Raw genomic sequence first — 18,096 nt, forward strand, 5'->3', positions numbered from 1 at the left:
CTGAGTCTCGACAAGGCAGGGCGCAAGACGCATGCTTTGCACTTGATACCTGCATGAAACGCCATGTCATGAGCGCACCGGACCTTAACCTGTTGATCACCCTTGACGTACTGCTGCGCGAAGGCAGCGTCGCCCGCGCCGCGCAAATCCTGCGGCTGAGCCCGTCGGCCATGAGCCGTGCGCTGGCCCGGCTGCGCGAGACCACCGGCGACCCGTTGCTGGTTCGCGCCGGGCGTGGCCTGGTGCCGACCCCGCGTGCGCTGGAGTTGCGTGAGCGGGTCAGCACGCTGGTGCAGGAAGCCGAGGCCGCTTTGCGCCCCGCCGAGATTCTCGACCCCGGCCAGTTGCAGCGCACCTTTACCCTGCGCAACACCGACGGTTTTGTTGAAACCTTCGCCGCCGCCCTTCTCGCGCGCATCGCCGAAGAAGCACCCGGCGTGCGCCTGCGCTTTGTGCAGAAGGCCGACAAGGACAGCACCCTTCTACGTGAAGGCCGGGTGGATCTGGAGACCGGTGTGGTCGATGACAGCACCGACCCGGCGCTGCACAGCCGTATCCTGTTTCAGGATCACTGGATTGGTGTAGTTCGTGAGGGCCATCCGTTGAGTGCGGGCAAGATCAGCAGCAAACGCTTCGCCGGCGGCCAGCACATTCTCATCTCACGTCGCGGGCGCAGCAGCGGCCCGGTGGACGAAGCGTTGCTGGCTGCGGGTCTGACGCGGGATATCGTTACTTCATTCGGCGGGTTTTCGGCGGCGCTGACGCTGGTCCGCGAATCAGACCTGATCGCCACGGTTCCAGAGCGTCACACCAGCAAGCTGCGCATGGGCCTGCACAGCTTCGCCCTGCCCTTCAGGATGCCGCCGATCAGCGTATCGATGCTCTGGCACCCGCGCATGGACGCCGACCCGGCGCACCGCTGGTTGCGCAATTGCGTACGGGAAGTCTGCGTCTAACGCGCATCGCCGCCGGCCGGTTTATAGAACAGGAATTTGCCGACCGCGGCGGTCTTTTTGTACTCCTTGGCCCAACTCGGGTGCACGTTGCGATCATGAAAGTACAACGCGCCACGGGTGCGATCCGGCAACTGGCGGTTGAGCGCCTTGCCGGCGATGTCCTTGGCCAAGGTGTATTCAGCGTCTTCCTTGACCTGATCGGCCTTGCCATCGCACCACCAGGAAAACTGGCAACTCTTGGTTTCCGACCCTTGTTTGACCACTGCACACACGGTGTCGGGAAAGCCATCATGGCCCAGGCGGTTCATCACCACGCTGGCCACGGCCTGCATTTCCGCAGTGTCGCGCCCCTTGGCTTCCCAGTAGATACTGCGTGCCAGGCAGGTGATCGGATCGTCCAGCGGCGCGGTGCCGGCGGGGTCCACGGCTTGTACTTCAGTCGGTGTGATCGCTTCGGATTTGGGTGCCGGCGCCGCGCTGACTTTGTCAGCGGCTTTCTCTTCCAGCACCTGAGCTTTTTCTTCGGCCTTGGCCTTGATCGGGGCCTGATCGGTGGCCATCACCACACCGGCCATCAGGGTTACTGCGAAACAGCCAGCCAACCATTTCAATCCCATGTCAGTTCTTCCGGCAGCGCCCGTTCCGGGCAAGGTGCTTCGTGGGGGAGACGCCCGGTTCCCGGGGCCTTCGGAGAGTGTAGACGGCAAAGGCCGGCGTAACGTTCCGCAGAAAAACCGGCTCGATGAAGAAAAAGACATTGCACGGACCGGGGGCCTTTCGCGCATCATGAGCGCATTCCGCTCAAGGAGATTTCCATGCGTTTCATGCCATCCGTTTTGCGCTTTGCCGCGCTGTCCTTTGGGCTGGCCGTGGCCGCCTCGGCCATGGCTGCCGACGAGTCGCAACTGATCGAGTCGATCAATACTTACCGCAGCCAACCGCAGCGTTGCGGCAGCCAGGCGTCCAATGAACTGCCACCGCTGTCGGCCGACCCGCGACTGAGACTGCCGGCCGCCGGCGCGGTAGATCTGCAACAGGCCATGGCCAGCGCCAGTTATCCGATGGTCAATGTGCAGGCGATCACCCTCAACGGCCCGCGCGATGCGGCGTCGGCGATGAAGGCGATTGAGGAGAGCTTCTGTCAGGTGGTGCTGGATCCGCAGTTCGTCGATGTCGGCGTGAGCCGCGCCGATCGCGACTGGCGCATTGTGCTGGCACGACCACTGCTGTCGGCAAAACTCGGGGATGCGCAGAGCGAAGGCCAGAAGTTGCTTGAACAACTCAACGCCGCTCGCGCCCAGCCACGTCAATGCGGCGGCCAGGCCTTTGCCGCCGCGGCACCATTGGCCTGGAGTGCAAACCTGGGCAGCATCGCTCAGGATCACAGCCGCGACATGGCCAACAACAATTACTTCGACCACAAGGACCGTGACGGCCGCACCCCGGGCGACCGCGCCGAACTGGCCGGCTACGGCGGCCAACTGGTTGGCGAAAACATCGCCGCCGGACAAGACACCGTGCGCAAGGTCGTCGACGGCTGGCTTGCCAGCTCCGGTCACTGCGCCAACCTGATGAACCCACAATACAAGGAACTCGGCGCCGCCTACGCGACCGACCCGAAAAGCAGCGCCGGCATTTACTGGACCGCGATGTTTGGTGCGCCATAACCCTGATTGATGGAACATCAGCGGTCACAGCTGACAGTGGATGTGCTCTGACACCGGTGGCGACTGCACGGACGCCTTCACGAGCACGCTCACTGTCGGCGTTCAACCCGGATCGTCGTCTCGGTGAACAATCAGCTCATCATCGAGCGCATCAATCAGCCATTCACTAATAGTGATTGGACGCTTGCCAACGTTGCGCCTAACCTGCGTGCACTCCATTCTTTCCGCTCAATGCGGCTTCTCTACTCCTGCAAGGCTGTCATGTCAGAGCGTGTCTTGATCGATGGTTACAACCGCCGCGTCGACTATCTGCGCATGTCGGTTACCGACCGCTGCGACTTCCGCTGCGTGTATTGCATGGCTGAGGACATGCAGTTTCTGCCGCGCCAGCAAGTGCTGACGCTGGAGGAGATCTATCAACTGGCGCAGAGCTTCGTGGCGCTGGGCACGCGCAAGATTCGCCTGACCGGCGGCGAGCCGCTGATCCGTCCGGGCGTCGTCAGGCTGTGCGAACAGATCGCCGCCCTGCCCGGCCTGCGTGAGCTGTGCATGACCACCAACGGCTCGCAACTGGACAAACTCGCCGCGCCGCTGTTCGACGCCGGGGTCAGCCGCCTGAACATCAGCCTCGACAGCCTCGACCCGGATCGCTTTAAGCAAATGACCCGCACCGGTGATCTGGCGCAGGTGATCAAGGGTATCGATGCGGCGCGCAAGGCCGGTTTCACCCGAACCAAACTCAACGTGGTGGTGATGCAGGGACGCAACGATCAGGCGATCAACGATCTGGTGAGTTTCGCCATCGACCGCCAGCTCGACGTCTCGTTCATCGAGGAAATGCCGCTGGGGATCATCAGCGAACACAGTCGCGCCGAGTCGTTTTTCTCCAGTGTCCAAGTGCGCGAGAAAATCGCCGAGCGCTACACCCTGATCGATTCCGCCGAGTCGACCCAAGGCCCGTCGCGCTACTGGCGCGTGGCCGAAGCACCGGACATTCGCCTGGGCTTTATCTCGCCGCACAGCCACAATTTCTGTGGCACCTGCAACCGCGTGCGGCTGACCGTCGAAGGGCGTTTGCTACTGTGTCTGGGTAACGAGCATTCGGTGGACCTCAAAGCCGTGTTGCGCGCTCATCCGGGGCAACCGCAGCGGCTGGAAAAGGCCATTATCGAGGCGATGAAACTCAAGCCGTACCGGCACAATTTCGAAGTGAACGACGACGTTCAGGTCGTGCGCTTCATGAACATGACCGGCGGTTGAGCCGCCCTTACCCTGCGTAACCGGGATCGCCCAGCATGATCGTCAGACCCAAGGTCAACCAGTTCGCCATCCTCTTCACCCTCAAGGGTTCGATCGCCAAACGCATCGCCCTGCGCACGCTGATGGTCACCTTGCTGGCCTCGGCCATCGTGCTGATGGAAATGCTCCACCCGAGCAACTTCACCAAGGTCAACGCCACGCCGTTCACCTTGCTCGGCTTGTCGCTGTCGATCTTCATGAGTTTTCGCAACAACGCCTGCTACGACCGCTGGTATGAAGCGCGCAAAGCCTGGGGCGATGTGCTGGTGCACATTCGTTCGGTGATCCGCGAAACCCAGGTCATCCGCGAATCAGCGCAGCGCAAACCATTGCTGCTCAACCTCTGCGGTTTCGCCCACTCGCTGAATGCGCGGTTGCGCCGGGAAAGCGAAGCGGCGGCCAGCCGTGCGTGGATCACCCCGCAACACGATGCACAGGTGCCGGACTACAGCGGGCGCATTCTGCAGCAGGTCGGCCAACAGTGCTCCGACCTGCAACAGAGTGGCGAACTGAGCGAGTGGCGCTACATGCTGCTGGCCAATCACCTGACGAGCCTGACCCAGGCGCAAGCGGTGTGCGAACGGATCAAAAACACCCCGCTACCCTTCCCCTACACTTTGCTGCTGCACCGCACCATCTACCTGTTCTGCATTCTGTTGCCGTTCGCCATGGCCGAACCGCTGGGCTGGCTGACCCCGCTGTTTACCGCAATTGTCAGCTACACATTTTTTGGTCTGGACGCGATTGCCGACGAGCTGGAAGACCCGTTCGGCCGCGACGAAAACGACCTGGCGACCGACTCGCTGGTGCGCACCATCGAGCGCGATGTCCTCAGCGAACTGGGTGAGACCGACCTGCCACCGATGTTGTTGCCGGTGGACTATGTCCTGAGCTGATCTCGCTCCCCCCCGCAAGTACGGTCTGATCACTCTGACCCACCCCATAATCGATCTGCTCTATCGGCGCCGTTGACCTCGGCCAACGCCTTTGAAACCATGGGCGCCAGAGCGGATCGACAGGCTATTCAATTCTTCCGATCCGGCGCACATACCGTCAGGTGAGATCGTCGCACCTCGCGTTTTTCGTGCGCTGCGCGCCGCTGCGTCGATACTCAATCCGATTTCTCAACGAGCAGGTGCCATCGTGGACATCAAACAACTCAAGTTCCTGATCGCGCTGGACGAAACCCGACACTTCGGCCAGGCCGCCGCCCGCTGCCACATTACCCAGCCGACCCTGTCGATGCGTCTGCGCAATCTGGAAGATGAGCTGGATCTGGTGCTGGTCAATCGCGGCCAGCGCTTTGAAGGGTTTACCGAGGCCGGCGAACGAGTGCTGGCCTGGGCCCGCACGCTGCTGGCCGCGCATGACGGCCTGTTTGCCGAAGCCGCAGCGTGCCGCGGGCAACTGGTCGGCAGCCTGCGCCTGGGCCTGGTGCCGTTGAGCAACTTCAACCCGATCATTTACATCCAGAGCTTGTCCGGCACGTATCCCGAGTTGAAATTCAGTCTGTCGTCGGGGAGTTCCGACGAGATCATCGCCGAGCTGGGCAACAATCAACTGGACCTGGGCGTGTGCTACCTCGACCACGTCAACCCTAACTATTTCGATTTTTTCGAGATTGGCGAAACCCGCGTCGGGCTGCTTTACGACAACCGCCACTTCCATTTCGAAGGCTCGGACATCAGTTGGGAGGACGCCGCCGAACTGCCGCTGGGGATGATCACCACCGGCATGCATTACCGCAAATCCATCGACCTGAGTTTCCGCAGTCGCGGCCTCAATCCGCAGCCGATCCTGGAAAGCGATTCGACCTATCAGCTGTTACAGGCCATTCATCAGGGCTTCTGTTGCTCGATCATGCCGCTGGACAGCGGGCTGGAAGAGCCGATCGAACACCTGTCGTTCATGCAATTGCCGGACGCCAGTGTGCTGGCGCCGCTGGGGCTGGTGATGCGCAAGACCGAACCGCGCTCGGCGATCGCCGAGAAGTGCTTCGCCGAGGCGCGCAAATTGTTTGGAAAGGGCCAAGCCTGACACCACACTTGAACAGAAAACTGCTTAGATAGCGGCTCCGACAACATCCACCGCAGGCGCCGCGCTTGAACACCTCACCCGAAGATTTGCCCAGACCCGCTCCCGTAACGCTGCGCCAGGCCTGGCGCTTCTGGCTCAAGCTCGGCTGCATCGGGTTCGGCGGCCCGGCCGGGCAGATCGCGATCATGCATCAGGAACTGGTCGAGCGCCGGCGCTGGATCTCCGAGCGACGGTTTCTGCATGCGCTCAACTACTGCATGTTGCTGCCCGGCCCCGAGGCCCAGCAACTGGCGACCTACATTGGCTGGCTGTTGCATCGCACCTGGGGCGGGGTGATCGCCGGGGCGCTGTTCGTGCTGCCGTCGCTGTTTATTCTGATTGCGCTGTCGTGGCTGTACATCGCCTTCGGCGACGTGCCGGTGGTCGCCGGAATCTTCTACGGGATCAAACCGGCGGTGGCCGCGATTGTCTTGCACGCGGCGCACCGCATCGGCTCGCGGGCGCTGAAAAACGCTTGGCTGTGGGCCATCGCGGGGGCGTCATTCGTGGCGATCTTCGCCTTTGATCTACCGTTTCCGCTGATCGTGCTCGGGGCGGCACTGATCGGTTATCTCGGCGGGCGACTGGCGCCACAGCGCTTCAACAACGGCGGTCAGCGCAGCAGTGCCAAATCCTTCGGCCCGGCGTTGATCGATGACGACACGCCGACGCCTGAGCATGCGCGATTCAGCCTGCCAAAGCTGTGGCGCCTGCTGTTGATCGGCGCGGCTTTATGGTGTTTGCCGATGGGCCTGCTGACCGCGCTGTTCGGCTGGGACGGCACCTTCACGCAAATGGGCTGGTTCTTCACCAAAGCCGCACTGCTGACCTTCGGTGGTGCTTACGCGGTGTTGCCGTATGTCTATCAAGGCGCGGTCGGGCACTACGGCTGGCTGACGCCGACGCAGATGATCGACGGCCTCGCCCTCGGCGAAACCACACCCGGCCCGCTGATCATGGTGGTGGCGTTTGTCGGTTTCATCGGCGGTTACGTGCAACCGGCGTTCGGCGCCGAACATGCATTCGCCGCCGGTGCACTGGCGGCGACGCTGGTGACCTGGTTCACCTTCCTGCCTTCGTTACTGTTCATCCTCGCCGGCGGGCCGCTGGTGGAATCGACCCACAACGAACTGAAATTCACCGCACCGCTGACCGCGATCACCGCGGCGGTGGTCGGGGTGATCCTCAACCTGGCGTGTTTCTTCGCTTATCACGTGTTCTGGCCGAGCGGTTTCGCCGGGCATCCGGGTCTGTTTTCGATCGGGCTGGCGCTGCTGGCGGCATTGGCGCTGTTCATTTTCAAGCGCGGGGTGATCGAAGTGTTGATCGTTTGCGCCCTTGCCGGGCTGGGCTTTCACCTGCTGCACTGAACGTCGTCCAACGGTGCCGGGGCGCAATCAGCGGTTTACACACCCGCAGATTGCCCCTTACTATCCGGGCACACCGGTCGGCGGGTCTGCCCCGCCACCGACGTTTTCCGCCAACGGAAACACGCGTTATGAGTACGTCACCACAACAACCAGAAAGGTTGAACGTCTCCGCTGTGTGCGCCCTCTGTCACAGGGGCCGCGCATGAATCGCATCGTCAATCTCCCCATGGCCCTGCGCCGTTCCAAGCTGCGCCACTCCGCACGCCCGCCGGATATCGCCTGCTGATTCCGACAGTCTGAAAAGATCCATTGTGGTGAGGGGATTCATCCCCGATGGACTGCGCAGCAGTCCCTATCTTTTTGGCCCGCTACGCGCGCCGTCGGGGATAAATCCCCTCACCACAGGTTCCGTGTCACTTCCGACTGCCGGGCATTAGCGAAATACTTTTTTCTTTTTTGATATCCCTGCCAGGACACTCACGCCTATTTACCGCGTCGTGTCCGGCCCGATTCTGCGCGCCTGCGCGGCGCCATCGTGAGTGATTGACCATGAAATTCGCAGCCATCGAAGACGCACAGCTGTTCCTCGAACAGAACCCCGATATCGACATGATCGAGCTGTTCATCCTCGACGCCAACGGCGTGCCACGCGGCAAACTGTTGCACCGTGAAGAACTGCTTGTCGTGTACCAGAGCGGTCGCCCGCTACCCAGCACCATCCTCGGCCTGACTGTGCAGGGCGAGGACGTGGAAAACTCCGGGCTGGTGTGGGACGTCGGCGACATCGACTGCCGCGCCTACCCGCTCGAAGGCAGTCTGGTGCGCCTACCGTGGCGGCAGATTCCCACCGCGGCGGTGCAGGTCAGCATGCACCCGACCGAGGGAATGCCGGCGAGCATCGCCGACCCGCGGCACTTGCTGATAAAGGTCATCGACGGCCTCAAGGCCGAGGGTTATCACCCGGTGATGGCGTGCGAACTGGAGTTCTATCTGCTCGACGCCAAACGCGATCACAACGGCCGTCCGCAACCGGCGCTGGATGCCGATGGCGGCCGACCGCGACACACTCAGGTCTACGGTTTGCGCGAACTGGAGCAGATCGAACCGTTCCTCGCCGACCTCTACGGTGCCTGCAAACTGCATGGCATTCCGGCGCGCACGGCGATCTCGGAATATGCGCCAGGCCAGGTGGAAATCACCCTTGAACACGGCGACGCACTGGTCGCGATGGATCAGGCAGTGCGCTACAAACGTCTGGTCAAAGCGGTGGCGCACAAGCACGGCATGCAGGCGACGTTCATGGCCAAGCCGTTCGATGATCTGGCCGGCACCGGCATGCACATGCACGTCAGCCTTGCTGATGGCGAGGGGCGCAATCTGTTCGCCGCCGAGGATCCGGCCGGCACCCCGCTACTGCGCACGGCGATTGGCGGCATGCTCGCCTCGCTGCTCGATACGCTGCTGCTGTTCTGCCCCAACGCCAACTCCTACCGCCGGTTCCAGGCCAACAGCTACGCGCCATTGGCGCCGACCTGGGGCGTCGACAACCGCACCGTCAGCCTGCGTGTACCGGGCGGCCCGGCCAACACCCGGCATATCGAACATCGCATCTGCGGCGCCGACGCCAATCCGTATCTGGCGGCGGCAGCGATCCTTGCCGGGATCCATCGTGGTATTCGTGAAGACCTCGATCCGGGTGCGCCGGTCGAGGGCAACGGCTATGCGCAGGCCAAGCAACTGCTGCCGACCGATTGGCTGACTTCGTTGCAGGCACTGGAAAATTCTGCATGGGCGCGGGATGCCCTGGGCCAGGAGTTTCTTGGCGTGTACCTGGCGGTGAAGCGTGCCGAGTACCGGCAGTTCATGGCCGAGGTGGGTGAGCAGGATTGGCGTTGGTACCTGACCGAAGCCTGACATACACCCTGAATCCTGTGGGAGCTGGCTTGCCAGCGATGGGGCCGGCACATTCAGCATCTCTGGTGACTGATACGCCGCTATCGCTGGCAAGCCAGCTCCCACAGGGTCCTCGAGTTGACTCCCGAATTTTGTGTGGACACCAACATGACCCAACGCTGCAATTCCTACTACACCGCCACCCTCAACCAGGACACCGATTACCCGACCCTGCAGGGCCGGCACCAGGTTGATGTGGTGATCATCGGCGGCGGTTTCACCGGCGTCGCCACCGCCGTCGAACTCGCCGAAAAAGGCCTGAAAGTCGCCATCGTCGAGAGCCACAAGATCGGCTGGGGCGCCACCGGGCGCAATGGCGGACAAGTCACCGGCAGCCTCTCAGGCGACGGCGCGATGCGCAAACAGATGCGCCCGAAACTCGGCGATGAAGTCGACGATTTCATCTGGCACCTGCGCTGGCGCGGGCATCAAATCATCCGGCAGCGGGTCGAGAAGTACGGCATTCAGTGCGACCTCAAACACGGTCATCTGCACGCGGCTTACAAGCCGAGCCACATGGCCGGCTTGCGCAATGATTACGAGGAAGCCGTGCGTCGCGGCCTCGGCGGCGAAGTCAGCCTGCTCGACCGCAGTCAAGTGCGCGACCTGCTGCAGAGCGACCTCTACCACGGCGCAATCAAGAACACGCGCAACATGCATCTGCACCCGCTCAACCTGTGTATCGGCGAAGCGCGGGCGGCAGAAAGTCTTGGTGCATTGATCTTCGAGAACAGTGAAGTGCTGGAGATCATTCACGGCAAGAGCCCGGGCGTACGCACCGCCCACGGCCAGATCGACGCCAATCAGGTCATGCTCGCCGGCGACGTCTATCACAAACTCGAACCGGGTCAGCTCAAGGGCAAGATTTTCCCGGCCATGGGCGGCATCGTCACCACCGCGCCGCTGGGTGATCTGGCGCGGCAGATCAACCCCGAAGACCTCGCGGTGTATGACTGCCGTTTCGTCCTCGATTACTACCGCCTCACGGCTGATGGTCGTCTGCTGTTCGGTGGCGGCGCCAACTACAGCGGCAAGGATTCACGGGACATCGCCGCCGAGCTGCGCCCGTGCATCGAGCAGACCTTCCCGGCGCTCAAAGGGGTGCAGATCGACTACCAGTGGAGCTGCGCGATGGGCATCGTGATCAACCGCATCCCGCAACTGGGCAAGCTCTCGGACAACGTCTGGTATTGCCAGGGCTACTCGGGACACGGCATCGCGACGACGCACATCATGGGCGAAATCATGAGCCGCGCGATCACCGGGCAGATGGAACAGTTCGACACCTTTGCGCAGTGCCAGCACATTCGGGTGCCGATGGGGGATTTACTGGGCAATCCGTTGCTGGCGGCGGGGATGTGGTATTACCAGATGCTTGAACGCCTTCGCTGACACCCCCACCTTCCTGTAGGAGCTGCCGCAGGCTGCGATCTTTTGACTTTGTTTTTAAGATCAAGATCAAAAGATCGCAGCCTTCGGCAGCTCCTACAGTGTCCGTGTCGTACTCAACCTGATGTACACCACCAAAACCTGTGGGAGCTGGCTTGCCAGCGATGAGGCCATCAGCCTCAGCAAAAAACCTCAGTCCGGCAACTGCTCCACCACAATCCCCAATCGCCGATAATCCTCGACACTGCCCGACGCCACATGCCGCTCGGTAATCAGCGTATGCAGGCGAGTACAAGGCGCCACCACAAACGGCTCGACCGCCCCGAGCTTGTCCGCCGTGGTCACCGCAATCACCCGCGTCGCGCTGTCGAGCAGCGCCTGTTTCACCGGCACTTCATCGAAGTGCAGCGAGGTGATGCCCACTTCCGGGTGAATCGCACAGACGCCGGTAAAGGCCAGATCCGCCTTGATCCCGGCCAGCATGCGCACCGCCTCGTGCCCGCCGGCCGCCATCGTGCGCGGATTAAGTTGCCCTCCGGCGAGAATCACGTTCACGCCCTTGTACTCAGACAACGCGATGGCCGTCATCGGCGCTGCGGTCACCGCGGTGATCTGGATATCCGCCCGCAGCGAGCGTGCCACCTGCAAAGTGGTGGAGCCGGAATCGAACAGCACAATCTGCCCGTCCTCCACCTCTCGCGCTGCCCGTTGCGCCAACCGCACTTTGACCTCATCGGTCTCATCCAGCCGAGTGAAGTAATCCTTGCCGCTGTCCTTGGGCCGTGGCAGCGCCCCGCCGTGCACGCGCTGCACCAGCCCGGCGTTGTCCAGTTCGGCGAGGTCGCGGCGGATGGTGTCTTCGGACACGGCGAAATGCTGGCTCAACTCGGAGGCCATGACCTTGCCGTCGCGCTCGAGGATCAGGAGGATTTTCTGCCGGCGCAGGGAGGGCAGTTCGGTGACCGAATGATCGTGCATGGTTTTGCCTGTTTATGCTTGTAGTTGCAGGTTTTGCCGAGACTAGCGAAAGCCTCGGGCAAACACAAACCGGCGGGTATCAATTGTTTCGATCATTGGAATCAACAGGCCGAATTTTTTCTTTGCATGGCGCCTGTTCAGAATGGCCTCACTTTAAAAAGGCTCAGGATGAACAGCTGATGAATCTCAATTTTGCGTTTGCGTGCATGATCGTGGTGTCTTTTGCGATTGCCCTTGGCCACGCCTGATACGTCACACCGACGCCGCCAAGTGCTCGCGAAGCCATTTGTGTGCCGGGTCGCGGTGCGCGCGCTCGCCCCAGAACATTGCCATTTCGTAGCCCGGCACCTGCAGCGGTGCGTCCACCACCTGCAACGCCGGGTTGCCGCGCACCAGCCGTGACGGCAGCATCGCCACCAGATCAGTACTGGCCAGCACCGACATCACCATCAGAAAATGCGGCACCGACAACACCACTTTGCGCGCCAGACCGACCTCGGCCAGCGCCTTGTCGGTGACCCCGAAAAAACCGCCGCCCTCGCGCGACACCATCACGTGTTCCAGCGCGCAGAACTGTTCGCGAGTCGGCTTACGCTTCAAACCCGGATGCCCGACACGCCCGACCAACACGTAATGCTCGGTGAACAGCACCCGCTGATGCAGATCCAGCGGCGCGTCTTCGGTGATGTGCAGCGCCAGGTCAAACACGCCCTGCTCCGCCTGCCTGGCCAACTGCGCCGGCACCAGATCAAGCACCGCCAGCCGCGTGCCCGGCGCCTGAAGGCGCAAACCGCTGAGGGCTGGCAGCACCACCGTCGACTCGCCGTAATCGGTCGCCGCGACTTTCCAGATGTGTCGGGCCTGCGCCGGATCGAACGCGCTGGCCGGCGCCACCGCGCGCTCCAGTGCTTGCAGCGCTTCACGCAACGGCTCGCGCAGTTCATCGGCCCGTGCAGTCGGGCGCATGCCCCGAGGGCCGGGCAGCAACAACGGGTCGCCGAAAATCTCGCGCAGCTTGGCCAGGTGCACGCTCACCGACGGCTGCGACAGGTTCAACCGCTCTGCGGCGCGGGTTACGTTGTGTTCTGCCAACAACACGTCTAGGGTCAACAGCAAGTTGATATCCAGACGTCGTAAATTATTCATGGCTATACCTGACATATCAGACATTCATTTCCAATATACCGATCAAGGACTGATCCTGCCTGCATCCAACCAAGGAGTTGCCACATGAATGTGCTACTGGTCTACGCCCACCCCGAACCCACTTCGCTCAACGGCTCGCTCAAGGACTTCACCGTCCAGCGCCTGCAAGCCGCCGGCCACACCGTGCAGGTCTCTGACCTGTATGCGATGAACTGGAAAACCACGATCGACGCCGATGACGCCCCCGGTCGCGATGAAAGCCGGCCATTCCACGCTTCGATCGATTCGAAACTGGCTTACCAACAGGGCCGGCAGTCCGCCGACATCGCCCGCGAGCAGGAAAAACTGCTGTGGGCCGACGCATTGATCCTGCAGTTTCCGCTGTGGTGGTTCACCATGCCGGCCATCCTCAAGGGATGGGTCGAGCGCGTATACGCTTACGGGTTTGCCTACGGAGTCGGCGAGCATTCCGATGCCCGCTGGGGTGAGCGTTACGGCGAAGGCAAGATGAAAGGCAAACGCGCGATGCTGCTGGTCACCACCGGAGGCTGGGATTCGCACTACAGCCCGCGCGGGATCAACGGGCCGATTGATGATTTGCTGTTTCCGATCCAGCACGGCGTGCTGTTCTACCCCGGTTTCGACGTGGTGCCACCCTTCCTGGTGTACCGCGCCAGTCGCATGGATGAGGCGCGGTTTGCCGAGACCTGCGAAGCGCTGGGGAGGCGCCTGGATGAGTTGTGGAGCACGCGGCCGATTGCGTATCGGCTGCAGAATGCCGGCGATTATGAGATTCCGGCGTTGACGTTGAAGGAAGGTATCGCCCCGGGGCTTGAGGGCTTTGCGGCCCACACACGGTAAAGATACCTGGACCTTTGTGGCGAGGGAGCTTGCTCCCGCTCGGCGACGCAGTCGCCGCAAACCTGCGATTTCGGTGCACCTGAAACACCGCGACATCAGGATTTGGGGCCGCTTCGCAGCCCGGCGGGAGCAAGCTCCCTCGCCACAGGAGGGTGTGCTTCAGACTTCTTTCTGCGCTCGCCGCACCTGCACCAACAACGCCGGCGCAAAGTGCAGCAACACCATCCGCGCCAGATGATGCGTGAGGATAAACACCACATTCAGCCCACCGGCAAACGCGACAATCGCAATCGTCTCGATCGCCCCCGGCATATACGCCAGCCACAGCGACAGCGGATCACTGCCCAGCCAACGCGCCGCTACTTCGGCAAATGCCGCCGCCACCACGATCATCAGCCCCACCGACACAAATGCCGTGCGACCATGCCGCCCGAGCTCCGCAAAACCGAGTCCCTGAAAGCGCGAGCCGATCCGCACGCCGAGAATCAGCGCCGCCAGATTCAGGCTCCAGTCCGGCATGTGGAAGCCGTGCAGCCATCCCGATTTCACAAACACCGCCGTCAGCAGAATCGCCGTCAGCATGAACGGCGCCGGCACGCCGATTGCCAGCAGCAAACGCCCGAGCACCACGCTCAGGCCAATCAGTACGAATACGGTCAACGCCATGCCTGTGCTCAACGGAGGGCTTTCAACCACCGCCACCGAGCCCTGCCCGGGAATCAAAAAGCTCACCAGCACCGTGATCAACAGCAACCGCATCAGGTGCACGATGATGACCTTGCTTGAGGCCTTTTCCGACTCCAGCAAATCAAACACCGCTGCCAGTGCGCCGGGGTATACCGCCAACAGCGCATCGGTACGGTTCCAGCCTGCGCCGCGGGTCAGCCATCCTCCGGCGAGGGCAATCTGTACCGTCAGGCATATCAGCAGAACGCCGAGGCTTGGCAACATCGCCGAAGCCGTCGCACTGTCCCACGCCTCGAACATCAGCCCGGTGGCGATGCCCAGCGTGACCTGGATGTAGCCCAGACCATAAGGGGTCGCGGGGGCAAAACCGCTGCGCGTGGTGACCCATGCGGTGACGAGGATCGCCCCCAGCAACAGGCCATGAGGCACACCGCTGACCTGCAACGCAGCGCCAACGGCGGCCGCGATCAACAAACACAGAATCGATTTCATATTCGCCTTCCTGGCTATGTCCCTGAGGTATTCCACTCCCCTGTAGGAGCTGCCGAAGGCTGCGATCTTTTGACTTTGATTTTTAAACGCAAGATCAAAAGATCGCAGCCTTCGGCAGCTCCTACAGGGTGGGATTCGTTCTTACGTGCGCAACCGCCCAATCGCCCGCCGATACTTCTCGACCCGCTCCAGATCCTCCCAACTTGGCGAGGCAATGCGCGACAGGTCGCTGTTCTCTTCCAGATCCGCCAGTTTCACCACCCGGCCAATCGGGTTCTGCGCCGCGCGCTCGACGAAATCCTCGTAAGACTCGCCCGGCACTTTGGTCACTGATTCAATCGCCGTCAGCACCTCTTCGCTGAAGCCTTCCTTACGCAAATCATCGAGGCTGACGCCGCAATCCTCGACCACGTCGTGCAGCACGGCGACGATGCGTTCTTCCAGCGAATTCATGCGCAACATGACTTTCAGCGGATGCAGAATGTACGGCGCACCGCCCTTGTCGACCTGCCCGGCATGGGCGGTAGCGGCGATGGCGATAGCGCGTTCGAGTGTCTGGGGCATGGAGATTCCTCGGGTTAGAGACCGTAACGGCCACCGACGTGGATATTGCGTTTAAGCCAGTTGCCGATTGTTTTCAAACGCCCCACTGGCTGGGCATGTTGCTCAAGCAGCATGGACACCAATGTCGCTTGGTCCACCTCCCGATGCGCATCGATCACCTGCGCAACCCACGCACAATCAGCCTTCTTCAAATGCTCACGCCATTCGCCGGGCCAGCCATCCAGCTCATCCAGCGCCAACCACCGCGCCCCGCCCTGATTGGCATGCCCGCCGCCAATCGATTGCTCGAAGCAGAATGGCGTCGCCGGTCGGGACTGGTCGATGCTGAAAATGTAGATGTCTTGAGTGGGGTGCTGCGGGGTGGGGGCATTGTTGCGGCTGCCGATTTCGATCATGCGCGGTTCCGTCCGTGGGTGAGGCGTTACAACTTGTTTCGCAGTCTACGTCGTGGTGCCGATGGTGGGAACCTTTGGCGATGAGATGTAGACGGACAACTGAAATGGTTCAACCCACCCTCTTTTGTGTAACATTTCCAAACCAAGGTATTTACAAGGATGTTCACCGTGTCAGGAAAACCTGCTGCTCGAGTTACTGATCTAACCTCCTCCTAATGCTTGGTGCGCCTTAGCTAACTGAATGTATGCAAGAGTGAGAGCCGCATGAGGTTTATCAAAAAAATAATGGCACTGGTAAAGCCAGAACCTAGGCAAGAGCAAATAGCCGGGTACAGCAAACAGGAGCTTAAAAGCTTGTTTGCTCGGCCTTTAGTTCAGACCAACCTACCGGCTCAGCCTCCCACTACTTCATTGGAAAGCGCTTATATCTGCGCATTTTTTTCGCAGTTCCTAATCGACCCTAAAAATTTGGTTGAATTTGAATCACTCGTCGAATCTCACTTCAGAAAAAATACTGAAAGAACCTTCAATGACCTTCCGGTATTTGAATACGAAAGCGCATTGAGCGGAGACCGACTGATATTCTTCGCATCTACTAGAGAATTCAACTCCGTCACGATTCGTTTGATAACTAATAGCCTTGAATTTTTAACGATGCTTAACCGCAAAAAATTTGCGGTTCCTCCACCTTGGTTTGCTTTTGAAGGCTACGAGCCTGCTTGGTGGGGAGGCAGCATGCAAGGTGCTCAAGAGTATTACGACAACAATTACTTTTTCAGTTTTTTCACTCAATTGAGTGACATTGAAAAGCAATCTTATTATTCGAGGTTTGGCGCAACTGATGAGTGGATCGAAAGGTTAGAATTAATGTACGACACCGAGTGATTTCAACAGGAGCACCTTCGCGTACTCTCACCGGAATGGTTGATGGAACCTTCCGAGACGAACCTATCTCGAAACCATAAGCGCCCCGCTCACGATCAAACACGGGGCCATGGGAGAGTTCCGCGATGAACATCCGAATGTTGCTCCTGATCACCACCTTCGCCGTCATCCCCACCTGCGTCATGGCCGAAGGCTGCGACGTCCAGACCCAATCCTCCAGCGCTTCGGTGCCCGCCGTGGAAACCCACAGCTGCTACGAATACGAAGGCATGCCCGTCAACTCCATCGACTGGTCGTGCAGCAATGAGAGCAAAGACATGCTCAGCAGCACTAAAACCAAAGTCGACCACTGCGCTGATCACTATCAGGCCACGTGTGTCGCCACGATCACCCAGGAATCCCTGGCCAACCCGCACTCCACCAGCAAAGACAAAAACGCCAAGGCGCTGAACATCCCCGACAACGCCCAAGTGACCACGTATTACTACGACGCGGAGCATTTGGCCCAGGCGCGAATTGATTGTGAGAACGGGGGTGGGCATTGGAAGGCGAAATAGCGGCGTTTAGCGCGCATGAAAAAGGGACACTGATGGGTGTCCCTTTTTGCTCTAAATGGTGGGGAATCAATGCTTCATGGCTTCACACTGATTGCGCAAGTCCGAATTCCGGTCACTCGAACAAGTGCTGCCCTTCTTCGCTTCACAAAATGCACATGGATACTGGAGCAAATACTGCCTTTTTCAGCCTCACACGTTGCGCGCAAATCCGAATCACGAATGCTCGAACAGGTGCTGCCCTTTTTCGCCTCGCAGTAAGCGCGCTGGTCGCTGTCGCGAATGCTCGAACAAGTACTGCCCTTCTCCGCTTCGCAGGACGCACGCAAATCACTGTCCCGGATTGAGGAGCAAGTACTGCCTTCCTGCGTGGCCTGGCAGTAATTGCGCTGATCGCTGTCACTGATGTTGGAACAACTGGCAAACGTGTAACCGCTGAACATCAACAACATCGCAAAAATCAGTTTCATCTCACACTCCCTTGGCTTGCCAGGAAACAGCCTGGCGCTGGTTTATCCAATTCAAATGAGCGTCGCGACACGCCATCAAATTGGCATCGTTTTTGAAGAAAGTTCCGGGGCGGGGATGGGTACTGGATTTTGGGATCTGAAAACCGCGTAGGAAATGACTGCGCGTGGTGAGGGAGCTTGTTATTGCGGGGCTGCGAAGCGGTTCCATACCCTGCGAGTCATTTTCCCCGGACACTCCGCAACCCTTGATTCACGACGGTTGCACCGCTGACCGGGAGCGAAAGCGCTGGCCACATCTGGTGATTTCACGTCCTACAGGCTGATTGCGACGGTGGGGATCGATGCCTAGAGTGG

Annotated in this window: 18 protein-coding genes and 1 pseudogene; 12 read left to right on the forward strand and 7 right to left on the reverse strand. The window is 60.5% G+C overall.

All coding sequences use genetic code 11. From position 1 onward, the window contains the following. Positions 1–68 precede the first annotated feature (68 nt). On the forward strand, positions 69–956 hold the full coding sequence (locus GTQ41_RS15915) for a LysR family transcriptional regulator (protein WP_047293820.1): 888 nt from the start codon (positions 69–71) through the stop codon (positions 954–956). Here GTQ41_RS15915 and GTQ41_RS15920 read toward each other — a convergent pair. Then, the gene (locus tag GTQ41_RS15920; protein ID WP_047293535.1) at positions 953–1,573 is read right to left on the reverse strand and encodes a cell wall hydrolase; all 621 of its coding nucleotides are present in this window, start codon (positions 1,571–1,573) and stop codon (positions 953–955) included. The two genes, GTQ41_RS15915 and GTQ41_RS15920, sit on opposite strands and share 4 nt — an antisense overlap. Before the next feature lie 198 nt (positions 1,574–1,771). Between GTQ41_RS15920 and GTQ41_RS15925 the strand changes: the two genes are divergently transcribed. The 7 genes from GTQ41_RS15925 to GTQ41_RS15955 all read left to right on the forward strand — a co-directional run bounded on the left by GTQ41_RS15925 (position 1,772) and on the right by GTQ41_RS15955 (position 10,713). Continuing rightward, the gene (locus GTQ41_RS15925) at positions 1,772–2,623 is read left to right on the forward strand and encodes a CAP domain-containing protein (RefSeq protein WP_047293534.1); all 852 of its coding nucleotides are present in this window, start codon (positions 1,772–1,774) and stop codon (positions 2,621–2,623) included. A gap of 261 nt (positions 2,624–2,884) precedes the next feature. Continuing rightward, positions 2,885–3,883: a GTP 3',8-cyclase MoaA gene (moaA, locus tag GTQ41_RS15930; protein WP_047293533.1), complete on the forward strand. Its 999-nt coding sequence runs from the start codon at positions 2,885–2,887 to the stop codon at positions 3,881–3,883. 35 nt (positions 3,884–3,918) lie between these two features. Continuing rightward, positions 3,919–4,818, forward strand: a complete 900-nt coding sequence (locus tag GTQ41_RS15935; RefSeq protein WP_047293532.1) for a bestrophin family protein — start codon at positions 3,919–3,921, stop codon at positions 4,816–4,818. A gap of 247 nt (positions 4,819–5,065) precedes the next feature. After that, entirely contained in the window at positions 5,066–5,959 is an 894-nt protein-coding gene (locus tag GTQ41_RS15940) for a LysR family transcriptional regulator (protein ID WP_047293531.1), read from the forward strand. Between the two features lie 65 nt (positions 5,960–6,024). Further along, positions 6,025–7,368: a chromate efflux transporter gene (chrA, locus tag GTQ41_RS15945; RefSeq protein WP_217325307.1), complete on the forward strand. Its 1,344-nt coding sequence runs from the start codon at positions 6,025–6,027 to the stop codon at positions 7,366–7,368. 549 nt (positions 7,369–7,917) lie between these two features. After that, positions 7,918–9,282: a glutamine synthetase family protein gene (locus GTQ41_RS15950; RefSeq protein ID WP_047293529.1), complete on the forward strand. Its 1,365-nt coding sequence runs from the start codon at positions 7,918–7,920 to the stop codon at positions 9,280–9,282. 147 nt (positions 9,283–9,429) lie between these two features. After that, positions 9,430–10,713 carry an FAD-binding oxidoreductase gene (locus GTQ41_RS15955; protein ID WP_047293526.1) on the forward strand — a complete coding sequence of 428 codons (1,284 nt, stop codon included), beginning with the start codon at positions 9,430–9,432 and terminating at the stop codon, positions 10,711–10,713. Between the two features lie 189 nt (positions 10,714–10,902). Here GTQ41_RS15955 and GTQ41_RS15960 read toward each other — a convergent pair whose 3' ends face one another. Further along, positions 10,903–11,688: a DeoR/GlpR family DNA-binding transcription regulator gene (locus tag GTQ41_RS15960; protein WP_047293524.1), complete on the reverse strand. Its 786-nt coding sequence runs from the start codon at positions 11,686–11,688 to the stop codon at positions 10,903–10,905. A 14-nt stretch (positions 11,689–11,702) separates the two neighbouring features. Between GTQ41_RS15960 and GTQ41_RS15965 the strand changes: the two genes are divergently transcribed. Continuing rightward, on the forward strand, positions 11,703–11,936 hold the full coding sequence (locus GTQ41_RS15965) for a hypothetical protein (protein WP_196302425.1): 234 nt from the start codon (positions 11,703–11,705) through the stop codon (positions 11,934–11,936). Between the two features lie 4 nt (positions 11,937–11,940). Here the strand turns inward: GTQ41_RS15965 and GTQ41_RS15970 are convergent, their stop codons facing one another. Then, positions 11,941–12,834 (reverse strand): LysR family transcriptional regulator, encoded by an 894-nt coding sequence (locus GTQ41_RS15970; RefSeq protein ID WP_217325308.1) that lies wholly within the window; start codon positions 12,832–12,834, stop codon positions 11,941–11,943. Positions 12,835–12,918: 84 nt separating this feature from the next. Between GTQ41_RS15970 and GTQ41_RS15975 the strand changes: the two genes are divergently transcribed. Then, the gene (locus GTQ41_RS15975) at positions 12,919–13,695 is read left to right on the forward strand and encodes an NAD(P)H-dependent oxidoreductase (RefSeq protein WP_047293520.1); all 777 of its coding nucleotides are present in this window, start codon (positions 12,919–12,921) and stop codon (positions 13,693–13,695) included. 159 nt (positions 13,696–13,854) lie between these two features. Here the strand turns inward: GTQ41_RS15975 and GTQ41_RS15980 are convergent, their stop codons facing one another. From GTQ41_RS15980 to GTQ41_RS15990, 3 genes are all read right to left on the reverse strand, one after another. After that, complete coding sequence (locus GTQ41_RS15980; protein WP_047293518.1) at positions 13,855–14,874, reverse strand: AbrB family transcriptional regulator; 1,020 nt, start codon at positions 14,872–14,874, stop codon at positions 13,855–13,857. A gap of 141 nt (positions 14,875–15,015) precedes the next feature. Beyond that, complete coding sequence (locus GTQ41_RS15985; RefSeq protein ID WP_047293514.1) at positions 15,016–15,438, reverse strand: HD domain-containing protein; 423 nt, start codon at positions 15,436–15,438, stop codon at positions 15,016–15,018. A 14-nt stretch (positions 15,439–15,452) separates the two neighbouring features. Beyond that, entirely contained in the window at positions 15,453–15,833 is a 381-nt protein-coding gene (locus GTQ41_RS15990; RefSeq protein ID WP_047293512.1) for a hypothetical protein, read from the reverse strand. 264 nt (positions 15,834–16,097) lie between these two features. Here GTQ41_RS15990 and GTQ41_RS15995 point away from each other — a divergent pair, with 264 nt between their 5' ends. Beyond that, a complete protein-coding gene (locus GTQ41_RS15995; RefSeq protein ID WP_047293510.1) occupies positions 16,098–16,718 on the forward strand; it encodes a hypothetical protein in 621 nt (206 codons plus the stop codon). A gap of 125 nt (positions 16,719–16,843) precedes the next feature. Continuing rightward, the gene (locus GTQ41_RS16000; protein ID WP_047293508.1) at positions 16,844–17,275 is read left to right on the forward strand and encodes a hypothetical protein; all 432 of its coding nucleotides are present in this window, start codon (positions 16,844–16,846) and stop codon (positions 17,273–17,275) included. Between the two features lie 66 nt (positions 17,276–17,341). On the opposite strand, the pseudogene GTQ41_RS16005 reads toward GTQ41_RS16000, so the two are convergent. Further along, positions 17,342–17,742 (reverse strand): annotated as a pseudogene (locus GTQ41_RS16005) (hypothetical protein). Positions 17,743–18,096 lie beyond the last annotated feature (354 nt).

Origin of the sequence: Pseudomonas sp. AN-B15, assembly GCF_019056475.1 — a bacterium.
Classification (GTDB): domain Bacteria; phylum Pseudomonadota; class Gammaproteobacteria; order Pseudomonadales; family Pseudomonadaceae; genus Aquipseudomonas; species Aquipseudomonas parakoreensis.